We start from the raw sequence: 14,812 nt of genomic DNA, 5'->3' as shown, positions 1-14,812 counted from the left end.
AGCTTCTTTATAAATTTATTATTTTTTACTTGTAGCTTTAGATATTTCAGCAATATCAACTGAATATCCCATAACCTCTCCAACGTCTTTAACTTTACCCTTTACAGTTATTTTATCGCCTTTAGAAAGTTCAGCAATCGCTTTTTTTTGATCATCATTTTTTACAAATGCCTGAACTCCTGTAAGTGTAAGGTCATCACCTGAAGGTTCGATCGTTACATAGTCTCCTTGTGCGTCAATATTACCTAAAACTCCTGTAATTTCATAATCTTTACCCTTATGAGCTTGAGCAGCTTTTAAAGCATTTCCTTCCAAATCACTAACTAATTGTTTAGCCGTTATTTTTTCATACGTAACCGCCTTTTTCTCAGTACTTGCATTATTTGTGCCAGAATTTGAATCTGATTTTGAATCATTACCCCCAACACTTCCAACTGCTAAAATTACAAACAAAGCACATCCAATCAATAAACCTATTTTCTTTTTCATATTTTTTCTTCCTCCTCAAATTTTTTTATAAAATACATTGCAATTAAATACAATAGAAACATATATATAACATCATATATATCAAATGTTCCAGTTACAAACCAAAGTTGTGATATTTCTGTTATTATACTTCCAACAAATATTGATGAAAGTATAATTCTATTTTTAAAATAAATACTTAAAAACATTGTAAATGAATATACCCAGAAAGCGTCAGGTAAAGAAAATAAGACACTTTTGGGAATATATATTCTGTATTTATAAAAATTATCTCTCAAAAAATTTATTATAAAATCCAATTTCAAAAATTTAAACCATTTAAACATTAACAGATTTTTTTCTCGAAATAATATATAAATTATCGAACCAGCAAATATTGATAAAAATATATGAATAATTTTTTTGCCATTTCCTGTTTTTAAAAATTTATTTACTTTCACAAGCGATTCCATCTCTGTCCCTGTCTAAATGTCTTGCATATCCAGGCTCACCCTTTTTGATATTTTTATAGCCTTTTGATCTAGCTTCCTTACAATTTTTAAAATGTAATGTTTCTGTGAATGTGTTAGCACTAACAAATGCTAATGTTAAAATTACAAATAATTTTTTCATTTTGATTCCTCCATCTTTTTATGTTTTGAAACCAAAATTAACCCCTAAATTTTATTTATATTTTTTCATCTCTTCCAATACCTGCAATCCCAAATCACAATTTCTAGCAGTTTCATAGCTAACTTCTTCTTGATACCTCATCAATTCTACAGCAAATTCATTTGCTTCGTTTTCTAATTCCGGAGCATAACACAGAAAATTATTTTTCAAAAGAAGTGTATTTTTTGAACTATGATAGAGTGCGTGTCCTAACTCATGGCACAGAACAACTAAACGTGAATATTCATCCAAATTTTCATTTATGACAATATATTTTCTTCTTAATATCCTTCTGAAAAAACCTTTTATATCTTTAAAGCAACTGTACTTTATTTCAATATTTAATTTTTTGCACAATAAATACGGATTGCTCGTATTGTATTTTTCTATTAAGTTCTTTACTCTACGCTTCATATTTTTATGTTTCTTCATACGAATCCTCTATTTCCTCTTATTTTTCATTTTAGCATCAAAAAAAAGTTCTTGTAAACTATCGTATAATTTTTTCTTATCTTCGTCGCTTACACTGTTATCGTTAAAAAAGTAGGCTGCACTATTCATAACTTCATCTAGTTGTACTCTCTCCCTCTTGTTTAATCTTGAAATCCTGTCAAGTTCTTCGCTTTTGCCAATTGTTTCCCTTCTTTGTTTTTCTAATTTTTTTAATTTTTCAATTTTTTTATCTTTTTCTAACATAGCTATTAATTCTTCCTCTTTTTTTGCACACTCTGGAAATTTCTTTATTAAGTTTTCAACAAATTTCTTGGAAGCTGTTTTTTTACCGTTTTTTATGTTGGATACATAAACATGTGTAACTTCCATTTTTTTTGAAAATTCTGTTAAAGTCATATTTTTCTTATTCAAAAATTCTGTCAAAAATTTTTCTATTTGATAACTCATGGATTCAACTTCCCTTCGTTCATTAGTTTACATTATTATTTTACCACATTTTTTCGTACTTCCTAGAAAAAATTTAAAAAAATTCAAAAAAATACTTGACTTGTAACTAAAAATAAGTTACAATATGTTTGTAAATAGGAAAAACAAATAATTTTATTTTTTTTTGAAAAAACTTGTAATTAAATTTTAGATACAAAATTTAATTAAAGTTACAATAACAATAGGAGTGATGAAAATGACAGAAGAAGAAATAAAAGATATTGTCTCTGACGAAATACAGAGACAGATTTCAAACGGTGCTCTCATCAAAAATTACGACGAAGGTACAATTGAATTTACTGATGAACAGCTTGAACAAACTCTTGAAGAATTTGCAGAAAATGGATGGGATTCGAAAGAACAGAAAGTTATAAAAAAATGTTTCGAGAATTACAGCTTTGAAGAGGAAGAGGAAGTCAGTGTACCTTATAAAGACTGCAATGGTGGAATTGACTGGTATGACACAGGGGAAACGAGAATAAATTATTTTGAGATGAAGAAAGTAGGAGGTAAAGAAAATGAAGCATAAATTTGAAGCACTAGCGTTGGTGAATGATAATAGTAGCAAAGTAAGAGAAAAAGAAGCGAAGAAAATTATCAATAAAATAAAAAAAATGTTTAAAAAGTAATTGATGTTTTAACAAGCTCATTAGCGATAGTTAGTGAGTTTGGATAAGATATTAGTTATCTTGGACAATGGCAATAAAATAATTTGTGATTAATAATTGTTTTTCATACTCTTTTTTGGTATAATTATTATGTAGCATATATGGAGGAAAGAAAATGGCAATTTATGAACGAAAAGTACGGTTATACACAAAATCTTTTTTAGATGAGTACATTAGAGTTAGTGAATTGACAAGAAAATTAAACAAAAAAATTGGTTTCTCTGTATTTAAAGTTATTGTTGACATTGAAACTTCTACTTTAAAAGTTGTGAACAAATATGAAAATAGAACTAGAAACAAATTTCAAAATACCTTTAAAGAGGTGCTAAATAATGTCAGATAATAAAAAGAATATAGCCAATAAAAAAGAGACAGAAAGCATTCCTGAAAACATCCCTGAGATAATGGCGCAATTAACTCAGACACAAATGAGCCGTAGTGAATTTTCAGGTCCTTTACCGCAAGAAGTATTAAGAAATTTATCAAAGGAAGATAAAGAGAAACTTATCAATAATTATATTGATCAGGAAGCAAAAGATTACCAAAAAGAACTTTTGATGATAAAAAATTCAACTGAAATCACAAGAGATAGAGATAAAAAAATATTTATTGTTTCTATCTTAAGTATGATATTTTTCTTGATACTAGTTGCGCTGTGTTTGCTTACTGGTAACAAAGAAATACTGATTGATATTTTAAAAATATTTGTAGGTTTTCTTGGCGGTACAGGTTTTGGAATCTATATCAAATCTAAAAAAGATGAATAACGATTGTTAATCACAGATTTTATATCTGTGATTTTTTTATACCTAAATATCGGTATTGATTTAATCGTGGTGCTTGTTTTTGACTATATACACCGCACAAGGCGTTTCCTTTCTGGTATATAGTTATATTAGTTATATTCTCCAATATATGTTGTTTTATTATATTTTATTACAATTTTTCGCAGGCACCACAATTAAGTCAATATAAAATAATCTTAAAATCAGTATAAAGAACATATCTGAGTAACAAAAGAGCTTATCAAAAAGCATTTAAGCTAGTCTAAATTGCTGATTTGAGATAAAAAAATAGGAGGAATATGGACGGAGAATATGTTAAAAAAATAAAATGTGAACTATATAATGATAATTTTCAAAACTATAAAAAATATCACATACCTAAAAAGGCACAGCTTGTAATAGCAGATATTCCATATAATTTAGGAAATAATGCTTTTGCAAGCAGTCCAGAGTGGTATGTTGACGGAGATAACAAAAAAGGCGAAAGCAAAAAGGCAAACTCAAGTTTTTTCAAAACTGATGTGAACTTTAACCTTGCTGAATATATGCACTTTTGCTCAAAACTTCTGATAAAGGAACCAAAGGAAAAAGGAAAAGCACCAGCAATGATAATATTCTGTGCATTCCAACAAATCAGCACGTTAGTAAAGTATGCTAAAATGCACGGATTTAACAACTATTATCCGTTAGTGTTTATAAAGCATAGCAGTTCGCAGGTGTTAAAGGCTAATATGAAAATAGTTGGAGCAACAGAATATGCACTAGTATTTTACAGAAATAAATTACCAAAATTCAATAATAATGGCAAAATGATAAAAAACTGGTTTGAATGGAAGCCTGATCCAAAAGCAATATACCCAAAAGTACATCCGACACAAAAGCCAGTGAATCTGTTAAAAACACTAATTAAAATATTTACGGATATTAATGATACAGTAATTGATCCAGTCGCAGGAAGCGGCAGCACATTAAGAGCGGCAAAAGAACTAAAAAGAAACAGTTATGGATTTGAAGTGGAAAAGGAATTTTATAAAAAAGCGACTACAGAAATGTTAAAAGAGGAAAAAGTGAAACAATTAAATTTATTTTAGGAGGAATTTATGAAAACAGAAGAACAAATTAGAAAAATGGAAGAAATACTTCACAGAGAAGTTGATTTGTTAATGAGACAAGGAAAAACTTTTAAAGATCCTGAAGTGCAAAGTTTACATGGCATGCTAGGTATTATACGTATTATTTTAGATGATGAATCAAGCCTTATTTATTCAGAAGACTATAAAAATCTTTACTGGTTTATTAATCTTCACAAAAATAGATTTGTTATTTCTTCAACTGTGGATAAAGACAGAACATCAGATAAAGAGTGAAAAGAAGAAGGAAATTATTTTAAAACTAAGGCGGAAGCATTTTTTGTATTAATGAAGCTAAGAACTGATTTGATAGAAAATAAAGGAAAACAGGAGGAAAAATGAAAAAGAGAATATTTAAAAATACTGTAAAAGTGATTTTGACTATCACATTAACTATTGCAGCTTATAAATATGCTGCGATAGAAAGAGGATATTTTTTAGGAGTAATTGGCGGTGGAGAAACGTTTATGCCAATATTGTGTATAATGTTATTTTGGTTCTTTCCAGAAATGATTAAAGAGATGTTGAGAAAGTAGGAGAAAATTATGAGTAGTTTGAGAAAAATTAAAAAGAAAAAGTTTAAAGAGGAAATAACTGAAAAAGCAATGGATTACACAAAATTTGTGCTAGATGAAAACGAAAAGACAAAAGTTTTCTCGATGATGGCGTTGTCAAATTTGTGTAAATATTATAGAAACTACTTCAGTATTCCAAACATCACAGACAAAAATCTTGTAAAAGGTGATACTAAAATATCAAAACTGCCGGAAGAACAAACTTTATGGTGCAGCTTTGAACTTGAGGACATCATACAACGAAGTTTCAGGACATTGACAAGACTCATAGAGGAATATGATTATGAAGATTTGCAAAATCCAAATCAGCGAAAAATAAAAGACTTTAAAAATGAATTTGTAGTCGTCGAATTTTCAAAAATTTATCAAAAAGAATTAATAAATTTAAAAATTAAATTTGATAAATATCTAAAAACTAGATACAAAGAAACAGAAAATGCGCTAAAACAGATACTTGTAATATTTGCATACTATAACATATTTAAAGCACAAATTTGCAACAAAATAAAAGATTTTGATAAAAAAAATAGAATGTATATCAAAACTTTGATAACAAAAACAGATAAAAAATTCGTAGAAATGGAAGAGGTCATCGTGGAAGGTGGGGAAGTTAATCACGAAGAAGAAGCTTTAAGTTTGTTAGAATTTGAAGAAGCTGGAATAGAAATTAAATGGGTAGGATATAGCAGAAAAGAAGCGTTAAAAGCTAGAAAAAAATACGAAAGGATTAGTGGATAAATGAAAAAAGAAATTAAGGAAAAAGTAATGAAAATAATGGATTTAGCTCTTGAGATTAATTCGAGAGAGAAAAATACAATTTTTGTTGAGTTTTCTGGTCACACAAATGAAATTTGTGTTCACACTTATGAAAGAGGGTGGGAACATTGGAGAGAAACTGGAGAAGGAAGAAAAAAATTAAATGAAAGTTATTTATATTTGGACAAAGACGATTGCGTTGAAAAATTAGATAATTTAATAGAAAAATTGAAAGAAATGAAAGGATAAAGATATGAATATTTACGAAAAAATACAACAAGCAAGAATTGAATTGCAAGAGATGAACTTAAAAAAAAGCGGATTTAATAAATTTGCTAATTTTAAATATTATGATTTAAAAGATTTTTTACCAGAAGTAAACACTATCTTTAGCAAATTAAAACTTTTTTCAAAATTTGATTTGTTAGAAGAAAAGGCAACTTTAACTATAATTAATGCCGAAAAAATAGACGAACTTGTGGTTTTTGAATCACCTAAAGCGGAAATAACGTTGAAAGGTCAAAATGCTTTGCAAATGATAGGCTCGACACACACATACTTAAAAAGATATTGCTACTTAAATGCTTTAGAAATCATTGAAGATGATGAAATAAATGCAACAATTAACAAAGATAAGAAACAACATACAAAAAAAGCCGCTACTGCTGAGGAAAAAAGAAAAAATATGGAAGATTACATAGCAAAACATACTCAAAAATATCAGCAGTTGATAGATAATTTTTTGGAAATAAATAAAGCCGAATCAATAAAAGATTTAACTGATGAGGAAGTGAGCAACTTAGCACGTGGAATATTAAAAAGAGAAAAAGGAGAATAAAAAAATATGAATAGTGTGATATTGATGGGAAGATTAACAAGAGATGTAGAGTTAAATTACAGCAAAAACGGAAAAGCATTTACAAGATTTGCAATAGCAGTAAACAGAATCGGAGAAGGAGCTGACTTTATAAACTGTGTTGCTTGGGAAAAAACAGCTGAAACAATAGCTGAGTATTTCAAAAAAGGTCAAAGAATTCTAGTTCAAGGAAGTATTAGAACAGGAAGTTACGAAAGGAACGGTCAAACCGTTTATACAACTGATGTTTTAGTAAGCAGATTTGAATTTATTGACAGCAAAAACAGTGGCAACAGTCAAAATAATAACAGAAATCATTATGATTCTGATGAGGACGAAAGTTTTCCTTTTTGATAGCAATTATAGAAATAAATAAAAAAATTATAAATTATAAAAATAGAGATAGGAGAAAATAAAATGAGTAGAGAATTAAATTTATATCCGTTGAGTGCAGCAGGAAAAAATATTGAAAGAGCATTTTTAGAAGACGAAATTGACGAGCAGACATTAAAAGATACAAGGGAGATGTTGGCAGTAGAAATTGAGAACGAAGGAGATACGATTGTTCAAATTTATAATAAATTTATAAATTATTTAGGACAAGGGACTGGAGCAAACAAAATTGTCGGAGCAATCGACAGAGAAATTGAAAGATTGAAAAATTTGAAACAATTTTATTCAAAAGGGTTTGATAGATTTTCAAAAAACGTTGCCGAAACAATGCGAAGTTGCGGTATTGAAACAGGACAATCAAACGGGGTGCAGACAGAAAGCGGAAGAATAATTTTTTTGAGAAAAAGTACTCGTGAAATAAAACCAAATCTGGAAGATGTGCCTAGTGAATATCAAATATATAAATTTAAGCCATTTCAGCTTAGTTTTGAGGAATACTCACAACTTCCTGACAGTTTGAAAGAAAAATTACAGATAAGTGAAGTGAGCATTGATAAAAAGCCATTTCAGGAAGTATTTGGAGATTTTGAAAAAGAAGAATGTTACAAATTAAAAATAAAATAAGGGAGAATAAAAATGGAAAGAGAAAGTGTGTTAGAAATAGAATTTAAGCCTGTTTGGGATAAATGGGCTTGGAAAATTACAAAACAGAACGAAGAAGTACTTGAGAGAGAGGAATTTTTAGATGAAGAATTGAATGTTGAATCTTTTCGTTCTCCAGAATTTTATACAATTCAGGATAAATTATTTATAAGAGGTTCTTCTAAAAAAGAAGATGAGGATATTCAGTTTTGTACATCAGAAGAAAAAGAATTAATAGAAGAAAAAGTAAGAGCGATAAACGAAAAATACGGTATTAAGAAACGTTGGAGAGCGAAAACGGGGGAAGAGTATTTTTATATAGATGATTACTGTAGGATTTCTATTGTTGGTGATAGGGATTATTATGAAGATGAAGCAAGATATTGTTTTGGGAATTATTTTGAAACAGAAGAAGAAGCATTAGAATATGCAAAGTATATGAAAAAATGTAGCCTTGAATGGCATGAAAAGAGGGATGATAATGAGTAGAGAAATAAAATTTAGAGCTTGGGACAAAATAAACGAGAAAATAGTAAAAATTTCATCATTAAGTTTAGAAAATAAAGAAATAGCAGTTAAAGAAAATGGAACATATCATTTTTTCAGAATGCAAAATTTGGAATTAATGCAATATACAGGAGTAAAAGATAAAAACGGCAAAGAAATTTATGAAGGGGATATTTACCATGTAGGAGATAAAAATATAAGATACTTAGTAGTTTGGTTTGATTCTGGATTCGAGGGAAAACAATTAAGGAGCACCAGTTATGCAGGATTAGAGAGTTGGGCAAAAGATATTGAGGTTTTGGGGAATATTTACGAAAACCTTGAACTATTGGAGAATAACAATGATTAAACACGCCGAAATACACAAAATCAAAATTGAAAATGAAATAAGATATATAGCAAAAGTTTATATTGACAGAGAAGAAATAGAAGATGAAAGTTTTAGTAGTTCAACATTTGAAGAAACTGCTAAACATATTTTAGAAGATTGTGTCATATCGAATTACTTTGATATGACAGAATGGAGGAATGATGAAAAAATGGTTTTATGAATGTCAAGATATTATGAAAATAATTGGAGTTAAAGAAGGTAAGGCATATAAGATTATAAGAAAATTGAACGGAGAGTTGAAAGAAAAAGGATTTTTAACACAACAAGGAAAAGTAAATGCCAAATACTTCAATGAACGTTACAATATAGGAAAGTGATTTTTATGCCAGCATATAAAGATAAAAAAAGCAAAAAATGGTATGTTTCTTTTTATGTAAAAGAAAACGGAATTTCTAAAAAAGTTAAAAAAATGGGATTTAGCAAAAAACAAGAAGCAATGGAATATGAAAGAAATTACATAAATTCTTTCGTATCCGATACTGAGATAACATTTGAAAATCTATATAAATCTTATATGGATGATCAAAAAAATAGATTAAAACCAAGCACGATAGAAAGTAAAACATATATTTTTGATAAAAAAATATTACCGTTTTTTAAAAAATATAAGATAAAAGAAATAACTCCCTTACTGGTTAGAAAATGGCAAAATGAACTAATAAAAGGGAATCTTGCTCAAACGTATCTAAGGGCTATTCACGAACAACTTGTTGCTATATTAAATTATGCAGTTAAATTTTATAATTTAAATAAAAATCCTTGTTCAGCGGCTGGGAGAATTGGAAAAAAGAACGCTGGAGAAATGAACATATGGACGTTAGACGAATTTAAACAATTTATAGAAGCAATCAAACATAAAAAAGAAGCCGTGGTTGGATTCAATATACTGTTCTACACAGGTATGAGAATAGGGGAGATGTTAGCATTAACAATATCAGATATAGATTTTGAGAAATGTAAAATAAGAATAAATAAAACTTTCCAGAGAATAAAAAGAACTGATGTCATATCAACCCCAAAAACTCCTAAGTCCAAAAGAACTATTGATTGTCCTAAATTTGTTATAGACATTATACAAGACTACATCAAAGTATTGTATAAGCCTACGTCAAAAACTAGACTATTTGAGGGGTTTACAAAGTCTAAATTTCAAAACGATGTGAACGTCTATTCTCGGAAAGCCAACTTGAAAAAAATCAGAGTTCACGATTTAAGACATTCTCATGCAACTTTTTTATTATCAAAAGGTGTTAATATAGTATCACTTTCAAGAAGATTAGGGCACGAAAGAGTATCAACTACTTTAGATATATATTCACACGTTCTAAAAGAAGACGATGATTTAATCAAAGATATACTAAACAACTTATAGAAAACAGTACTAAAAAGGTACTGTTTTTTTGTGAAAATATTTAAAATTTAAAGTTTTTGACTTTTTTTGGAAAAATGAAAACAAGCCAAAACAAGTATTTAAACCATAAATAAAATTTAAACGATACATCATCCAAAGAAATGACGGCTTTATCCAAGTCATTCTGTTTAAACTGAACTTACTTCCAAACCTTCCTAACTTCAAAGCCTCGTCTGCTATTTCATTGTTATATGCCTGATAAACTCTTATTGTTTTATCATCAAATACTGCATAAATATTTCTTTCCTCTTCTTTTTTCATAATTAATCCTTTCATTCGACATCCTTATTTGTAAAGTCACATCTGTTCAGCTGTTCCATTGCATGTTCTCTTATAGTCTCTTCTTCACTTTGTAATAATAATTCCAATTTTTCTTTCGCCTTAGGAGTGTTTATGTCTCCCAAAGCAAAGCAGCATTTTCTAACCAGTGCAAAATTATCATCCCAACGGTATTTTTCAAAATTTGAAGTTGCTAGTTCATATATACAGTCTATTGTTTGGGGTAAATGTATCCATTGAAAAATTGAAGCTATTGTTTCATGCTCATCATGCCATTCTTCTTTTGATAATTTACAAAAAGTCTTAACAAATTCTGAATCTAATTCATATACTCCGACAGCACTTATTAAATAATCAATTTTTTCTCCAGATTTATCAAAAAATGCTTCTTTAAATCCCTCATTTAATAAATTAATTTTTTCTTCTCTTGAAAAAAAAGATTCATTAACCAATTCTTCTTTAGTTATTTTTTCTCCCCAATATTCTTCCATCATATTTAATAATTTATCTAATTTCTTTTTATTTTCTAAATTCATTTTATTTATTTTCCTTTATCATCTCATATTTTTTTTAATTTTTATTAAAAATCTCTAATCCTTTTCCTAATTGTATATTTATTACCTTTTTTCTAGTTACTTTATTCATTTCTTCTTTAAAACGTACAAATTTATATCCCCGGCCAGGACTTTTTTCAGGCATTGGCATATCAGGATATTTATCTTTAACAACATTACCTTTTGATCTTATTCCTATTTTTTCCATTTCGCCTATAGTTCCTTGTTTTGTATAAAATTTCAGTTGAATTCCAGTATAATCCTCTGTAAATCCTAAATTAGGTGATGTTGACGTTTCTCCTGTTCCTTTTAAATTACCTGTATTTTTCAATATTTTATAGTCTTCTTTTGAAATTGAACGATAAAATATATCATAATTTCTGCTATAATCATTTGTTACAGCATTATAACTTGGAACAGAAACCAATCCTTGCAATTCTACATATGGTGTTTTAGTTTTAGGTAAACTCCATTCATTCGTATACCCAATTACTAAAACTGCATGTAACTTTGGAACAATTGAGTCTCTTACCATATTTCTTTATAAATTTTGAAAAAAGCATTATTTTTTTTGATAATTCTCTTTTTTGTAGTTCTAAATAAAACTCCGATTTATTCATTTGACTCTTAAATTCCATTTTATTTAAGGTCAATATAAAATAACCACTGCATTTTTTCGATATATCAGATACATTTTTTCTTAAATTACATCGGATATTCTCTATCTCCCAATGTCGCCACCATCACAGCCTTTATCGTATGCATACGATTTTCCGCCTCATCAAACACAACAGAATTTTTACTTCTGAAAACTTCGTCAGTAACTTCCATTTCTTTCAAGCCATATTCTTTTTCAATGTTTTTCGCAACTTTCGTATTTAAATCATGAAACGCTGGTAAACAGTGCATGAACAAGTAATCGTTTGCACAATGCTTTACTAAATCAGAATTTACTTGATATGGAAACAATTTATCAATTCTTTCTTTCCAAATTTCTTTTGGCTCTCCCATTGATACCCAAACATCAGTATAAACGACATCGGCATCTTTCACCCCTTCAATTCTATCTTCTGTCAGCAAAATTTTTCCACTAGTTTTTTTGGCAATTTTTCTAGCTTCTTCAACTAATTTTTCTTCAGGAAAATATTCTTTCGGACAAACAATTCTAAAATCCATTCCAAACTTGGCAGCACCGATCATTAAAGAATTTGCCATATTGTTTTTTCCATCACCTAAAAATGCAAATTTTATTCCTTTTAATCTTCCTTTTTTTTCCAAGATTGTCAAAAAATCTGCGAGAACTTGCGTTGGATGAAACTCTGTTGTAAGTCCGTTCCACACAGGCACACCTGAATACTTAGCCAAAGTTTCGACCAATTCTTGACCGTATCCTCGATATTCAATTCCATCATAAAATCTTCCCAGTACTTTCGCCGTATCTTCCATTGATTCCTTATCTCCAATCTGTGAAGTTGAAGGTCCAAGATAAGTAACATTTGCACCTTGATCATAAGCGGCTACTTCAAAGGCACATCTCGTTCTAGTAGATGTTTTTTCAAAAATCAACGCAATATTTTTCCCAATCAATGTTTTTTTCTCAATTCCCTTTTTCTTATCTTTTTTTAACTTTTTAGCCAAATCAATTAAATATTGAATTTCGCCTTTACTAAAATCTAATAATTTCAAAAATGATTTTCCTTTTATCATAAAATTCTCCTTAATTTTTATTATTCCACGACAAGGGGCCAAGACCCCTTGCTATTATTCAATTTTTACAATTTTTACTTTTATAACTAGCTATGTTATTTTTTTATTCTGTAATACTCATTCAACACATTTTTTTCAATTTCCCTCAATTTTTGTCCATTTTCAACAATTTTTTTATTCTCACCAATATACCGAATCAATTTTTCATTTTCATCAAAATAGTATCGTTTTTCAGAAAATTTCGACTTTCTTTTATCAAAGACTTCTCCATTTTTTATCTTATTTTCTTTATACCATTTAGAATCCACATAATATGGCACATTATATTTTTCAGTCTTATCAAAAATAAAATAAACTTTTCCATTTTTTACATAATATTCCGTCAAACTATTCCAACTTTCCCCAAAATGTTCAACCACAATTTTTTTAACAACTCCATTTTGAAAATAATACTTCACAACGCCGCCATCTGTACTCTGCTCCGAATCTTCAACTTCCTTAATCACATAATCTTTTACAGCATTAGTACTTGCAAAATCCTTCCTAATCTGAGTGATTTTCCCTTCGATATTTGACGCACTGAAATTCGTCAAACTAGCTAAAATAAAAAGGATTGCAATTTTTCTAAAAATTTTCATAAAAGTCTCCCCTTTAACTCTAAATTTTTTTGCTCTTTTTAGTATAATTTTACCTTAATAATTTCTAATTTACAATTATAAGAAGAAATTTTTTTCAAAAACTTTTGTCTTTTAAAAATAGGATTACTCGAAAATTATATTATTTTAAAAATTGAAAATTTAATGAAACAAATATTATGAAAAAATCAGAATTGATTTTCGTTAAATCAAAAAATTGAATTATAAAAAATTCCTAAAATTAGAATTTTTTCAAAACTTTTTCCAAAATCGAAATAGCTTTGTCAATTTCCCCATCTGTCACATTAAACGGCGGAAAAAATCTCACAACATTATTTCCAGCTCCAACTAGCAACAACCCATTTTCTAGTGCTTTTGAAACAACATCTTTTGCCAAAACTTTTTTCTCATCAAATTTTATTCCCAAAAGAAGTCCTTTTCCACGAATTTCTTCGATAAAATCGAATTTTACTTTTAATTTTTCCAATTTTTCCACAGAATACTGGCCTTTTTCCACAACATTTTTTTCAATTAATTTGTTGTCAATTAATTCGTGTAAAACAGCATTTGCAACGGCACAAACCAAAGGATTTCCACCATAAGTTGAACCGTGGTCGCCAGGAACCAGCACATCATTTGCTTTCCCTTTTGTCAGACAAGCTCCGATTGGAACTCCGCCACCAAGTGATTTCGCAATTGTAACTATATCTGGAACTAAATCAAAATTTTCATATGCGAATAATTTCCCAGTTCTTCCCATTCCACATTGGATTTCATCAAAAATTACGAGTGTATCATATTTTTTGCTCAATTCTTTTATAGGTTCCATAAATTCAGGCGTAGCACTCTCAAGTCCACTTTCTCCTTGAATTGGCTCCAAAATAATAGCAGCAGTTTTTTTGCTTACTTTAGCTTTTAAATCTTTAACATCATTAAAATTGCACTCAGTAACATTTTTCATCAACGGCTCAAATGGTTTTTGATACTTCGGCTGACCAGTAACTGCCAACGCTCCAGTACTTCTTCCATGAAACGAATTTTTCATATAGATTATTTCTGTCTTATCAGCAATTTTATTTCCAGTTTTATCGTACGACAAATTATTCCCATATTTTCGAGCAATTTTTAAAGCCAACTCAATCGCTTCAGTTCCACTATTTGTAAAAAAAACTCTCTCCATTTCACTATTTTCAGTAAGTTTATTCGCTAAATCCAATTGTGGCTGACTGTAATACAAATTAGAAATATGCACCAGTTTTTGACTCTGCTCCGTCAAAGCCTTTGTAATCACGGGACTTGCATGTCCCAAGCAATTTACCGAAATTCCTGATACAAAGTCTAAGTATTCATTTCCTTCATTGTCGTAAATATACATCCCTTTTCCTTTTTCAAATATTTTATTATAACGGCTATACACATTTAATAACATTTTTAATTTTCTCCT

At 28.9% G+C, this 14,812-nt stretch carries 26 protein-coding genes and 1 pseudogene; 16 read left to right on the top strand and 11 right to left on the bottom strand.

Annotated features, from left to right (window positions below):
• Nucleotides 1-18: 18 nt before the first annotated feature.
• Genes AXF11_RS08600 through AXF11_RS08580 form a run of 5 tightly spaced genes read right to left on the bottom strand, consistent with a single transcriptional unit; the run spans nucleotide 19 to nucleotide 2,040 of the window.
• Entirely contained in the window at nucleotides 19-489 is a 471-nt protein-coding gene (locus AXF11_RS08600; protein WP_082729404.1) for an OB-fold protein, read from the bottom strand.
• A complete protein-coding gene (locus AXF11_RS08595; protein ID WP_068157168.1) occupies nucleotides 486-929 on the bottom strand; it encodes a hypothetical protein in 444 nt (147 codons plus the stop codon). Before AXF11_RS08595 ends, AXF11_RS08600 begins: the two co-directional genes overlap by 4 nt.
• Nucleotides 916-1,101, bottom strand: coding sequence for an excalibur calcium-binding domain-containing protein (locus AXF11_RS08590; protein ID WP_068157166.1), 186 nt, complete (start codon nucleotides 1,099-1,101; stop codon nucleotides 916-918). Before AXF11_RS08590 ends, AXF11_RS08595 begins: the two co-directional genes overlap by 14 nt.
• A 51-nt stretch (nucleotides 1,102-1,152) precedes the next feature.
• Nucleotides 1,153-1,572, bottom strand: coding sequence for an ImmA/IrrE family metallo-endopeptidase (locus tag AXF11_RS08585; protein ID WP_068157162.1), 420 nt, complete (start codon nucleotides 1,570-1,572; stop codon nucleotides 1,153-1,155).
• Nucleotides 1,573-1,581: 9 nt separating this feature from the next.
• The gene (locus AXF11_RS08580; protein ID WP_068157159.1) at nucleotides 1,582-2,040 is read right to left on the bottom strand and encodes a helix-turn-helix domain-containing protein; all 459 of its coding nucleotides are present in this window, start codon (nucleotides 2,038-2,040) and stop codon (nucleotides 1,582-1,584) included.
• A gap of 229 nt (nucleotides 2,041-2,269) precedes the next feature.
• Here AXF11_RS08580 and AXF11_RS08575 point away from each other — a divergent pair, with 229 nt between their 5' ends.
• The 16 genes from AXF11_RS08575 to AXF11_RS08500 all read left to right on the top strand — a co-directional run bounded on the left by AXF11_RS08575 (nucleotide 2,270) and on the right by AXF11_RS08500 (nucleotide 10,154).
• Nucleotides 2,270-2,608 carry a hypothetical protein gene (locus AXF11_RS08575; RefSeq protein ID WP_156440404.1) on the top strand — a complete coding sequence of 113 codons (339 nt, stop codon included), beginning with the start codon at nucleotides 2,270-2,272 and terminating at the stop codon, nucleotides 2,606-2,608.
• Between the two features lie 254 nt (nucleotides 2,609-2,862).
• On the top strand, nucleotides 2,863-3,090 hold the full coding sequence (locus AXF11_RS08570; RefSeq protein WP_068157154.1) for a hypothetical protein: 228 nt from the start codon (nucleotides 2,863-2,865) through the stop codon (nucleotides 3,088-3,090).
• On the top strand, nucleotides 3,080-3,514 hold the full coding sequence (locus AXF11_RS08565) for a hypothetical protein (protein WP_068157150.1): 435 nt from the start codon (nucleotides 3,080-3,082) through the stop codon (nucleotides 3,512-3,514). The genes AXF11_RS08570 and AXF11_RS08565 overlap by 11 nt, the downstream gene beginning before the upstream one ends.
• Before the next feature lie 317 nt (nucleotides 3,515-3,831).
• Nucleotides 3,832-4,623, top strand: a complete 792-nt coding sequence (locus AXF11_RS08560; RefSeq protein WP_068157145.1) for a DNA-methyltransferase — start codon at nucleotides 3,832-3,834, stop codon at nucleotides 4,621-4,623.
• Nucleotides 4,624-4,632: 9 nt separating this feature from the next.
• Nucleotides 4,633-4,899, top strand: a complete 267-nt coding sequence (locus AXF11_RS08555) for a hypothetical protein (protein WP_068157142.1) — start codon at nucleotides 4,633-4,635, stop codon at nucleotides 4,897-4,899.
• A gap of 101 nt (nucleotides 4,900-5,000) precedes the next feature.
• A complete protein-coding gene (locus tag AXF11_RS08550; RefSeq protein ID WP_068157139.1) occupies nucleotides 5,001-5,198 on the top strand; it encodes a hypothetical protein in 198 nt (65 codons plus the stop codon).
• A 9-nt stretch (nucleotides 5,199-5,207) separates the two neighbouring features.
• Nucleotides 5,208-5,975 (top strand): hypothetical protein, encoded by a 768-nt coding sequence (locus AXF11_RS08545; RefSeq protein ID WP_068157137.1) that lies wholly within the window; start codon nucleotides 5,208-5,210, stop codon nucleotides 5,973-5,975.
• Nucleotides 5,976-6,242, top strand: coding sequence for a hypothetical protein (locus AXF11_RS08540; protein WP_068157134.1), 267 nt, complete (start codon nucleotides 5,976-5,978; stop codon nucleotides 6,240-6,242).
• Between the two features lie 4 nt (nucleotides 6,243-6,246).
• Nucleotides 6,247-6,831 (top strand): ERF family protein, encoded by a 585-nt coding sequence (locus AXF11_RS08535; RefSeq protein WP_068157131.1) that lies wholly within the window; start codon nucleotides 6,247-6,249, stop codon nucleotides 6,829-6,831.
• 6 nt (nucleotides 6,832-6,837) lie between these two features.
• Entirely contained in the window at nucleotides 6,838-7,203 is a 366-nt protein-coding gene (locus AXF11_RS08530) for a single-stranded DNA-binding protein (RefSeq protein ID WP_068157129.1), read from the top strand.
• Nucleotides 7,204-7,266: 63 nt separating this feature from the next.
• Nucleotides 7,267-7,866: a hypothetical protein gene (locus tag AXF11_RS08525; protein WP_068157125.1), complete on the top strand. Its 600-nt coding sequence runs from the start codon at nucleotides 7,267-7,269 to the stop codon at nucleotides 7,864-7,866.
• A gap of 12 nt (nucleotides 7,867-7,878) precedes the next feature.
• Nucleotides 7,879-8,373 carry a hypothetical protein gene (locus AXF11_RS08520; protein WP_068157122.1) on the top strand — a complete coding sequence of 165 codons (495 nt, stop codon included), beginning with the start codon at nucleotides 7,879-7,881 and terminating at the stop codon, nucleotides 8,371-8,373.
• Nucleotides 8,366-8,740, top strand: a complete 375-nt coding sequence (locus tag AXF11_RS08515; protein WP_068157120.1) for a YopX family protein — start codon at nucleotides 8,366-8,368, stop codon at nucleotides 8,738-8,740. Before AXF11_RS08520 ends, AXF11_RS08515 begins: the two co-directional genes overlap by 8 nt.
• On the top strand, nucleotides 8,733-8,942 hold the full coding sequence (locus tag AXF11_RS08510; RefSeq protein ID WP_068157119.1) for a hypothetical protein: 210 nt from the start codon (nucleotides 8,733-8,735) through the stop codon (nucleotides 8,940-8,942). The genes AXF11_RS08515 and AXF11_RS08510 overlap by 8 nt, the downstream gene beginning before the upstream one ends.
• Entirely contained in the window at nucleotides 8,923-9,099 is a 177-nt protein-coding gene (locus tag AXF11_RS08505; RefSeq protein ID WP_082729403.1) for a transcriptional regulator, read from the top strand. Before AXF11_RS08510 ends, AXF11_RS08505 begins: the two co-directional genes overlap by 20 nt.
• Before the next feature lie 5 nt (nucleotides 9,100-9,104).
• Nucleotides 9,105-10,154, top strand: coding sequence for a tyrosine-type recombinase/integrase (locus AXF11_RS08500; protein WP_068157115.1), 1,050 nt, complete (start codon nucleotides 9,105-9,107; stop codon nucleotides 10,152-10,154).
• Nucleotides 10,155-10,274: 120 nt separating this feature from the next.
• Here the strand turns inward: AXF11_RS08500 and AXF11_RS10630 are convergent.
• From AXF11_RS10630 to AXF11_RS08470, 6 genes and pseudogenes are all read right to left on the bottom strand, one after another.
• Nucleotides 10,275-10,469, bottom strand: a pseudogene (locus tag AXF11_RS10630) (DUF4291 family protein); the annotation flags it as partial.
• The gene (locus tag AXF11_RS08490) at nucleotides 10,466-11,008 is read right to left on the bottom strand and encodes a hypothetical protein (protein WP_068157112.1); all 543 of its coding nucleotides are present in this window, start codon (nucleotides 11,006-11,008) and stop codon (nucleotides 10,466-10,468) included. The gene AXF11_RS08490 and the pseudogene AXF11_RS10630, both read right to left, overlap by 4 nt.
• A gap of 34 nt (nucleotides 11,009-11,042) precedes the next feature.
• Nucleotides 11,043-11,561 carry a hypothetical protein gene (locus tag AXF11_RS08485; protein ID WP_068157109.1) on the bottom strand — a complete coding sequence of 173 codons (519 nt, stop codon included), beginning with the start codon at nucleotides 11,559-11,561 and terminating at the stop codon, nucleotides 11,043-11,045.
• A gap of 170 nt (nucleotides 11,562-11,731) precedes the next feature.
• On the bottom strand, nucleotides 11,732-12,733 hold the full coding sequence (argF, locus tag AXF11_RS08480; RefSeq protein WP_068157106.1) for an ornithine carbamoyltransferase: 1,002 nt from the start codon (nucleotides 12,731-12,733) through the stop codon (nucleotides 11,732-11,734).
• Between the two features lie 95 nt (nucleotides 12,734-12,828).
• On the bottom strand, nucleotides 12,829-13,371 hold the full coding sequence (locus AXF11_RS08475) for a hypothetical protein (protein WP_068157104.1): 543 nt from the start codon (nucleotides 13,369-13,371) through the stop codon (nucleotides 12,829-12,831).
• Between the two features lie 238 nt (nucleotides 13,372-13,609).
• A complete protein-coding gene (locus AXF11_RS08470) occupies nucleotides 13,610-14,797 on the bottom strand; it encodes an aspartate aminotransferase family protein (RefSeq protein WP_068157101.1) in 1,188 nt (395 codons plus the stop codon).
• Between the last annotated feature and the right edge of the window lie 15 nt (nucleotides 14,798-14,812).

Origin of the sequence: Leptotrichia sp. oral taxon 847, from assembly GCF_001553645.1 — a bacterium.
In the GTDB taxonomy this organism is placed as follows: Bacteria; Fusobacteriota; Fusobacteriia; order Fusobacteriales; family Leptotrichiaceae; genus Leptotrichia.
Note: the sequence above shows the minus strand (reverse complement) of the source record. Positions and strands in the feature narration are given on the sequence as shown.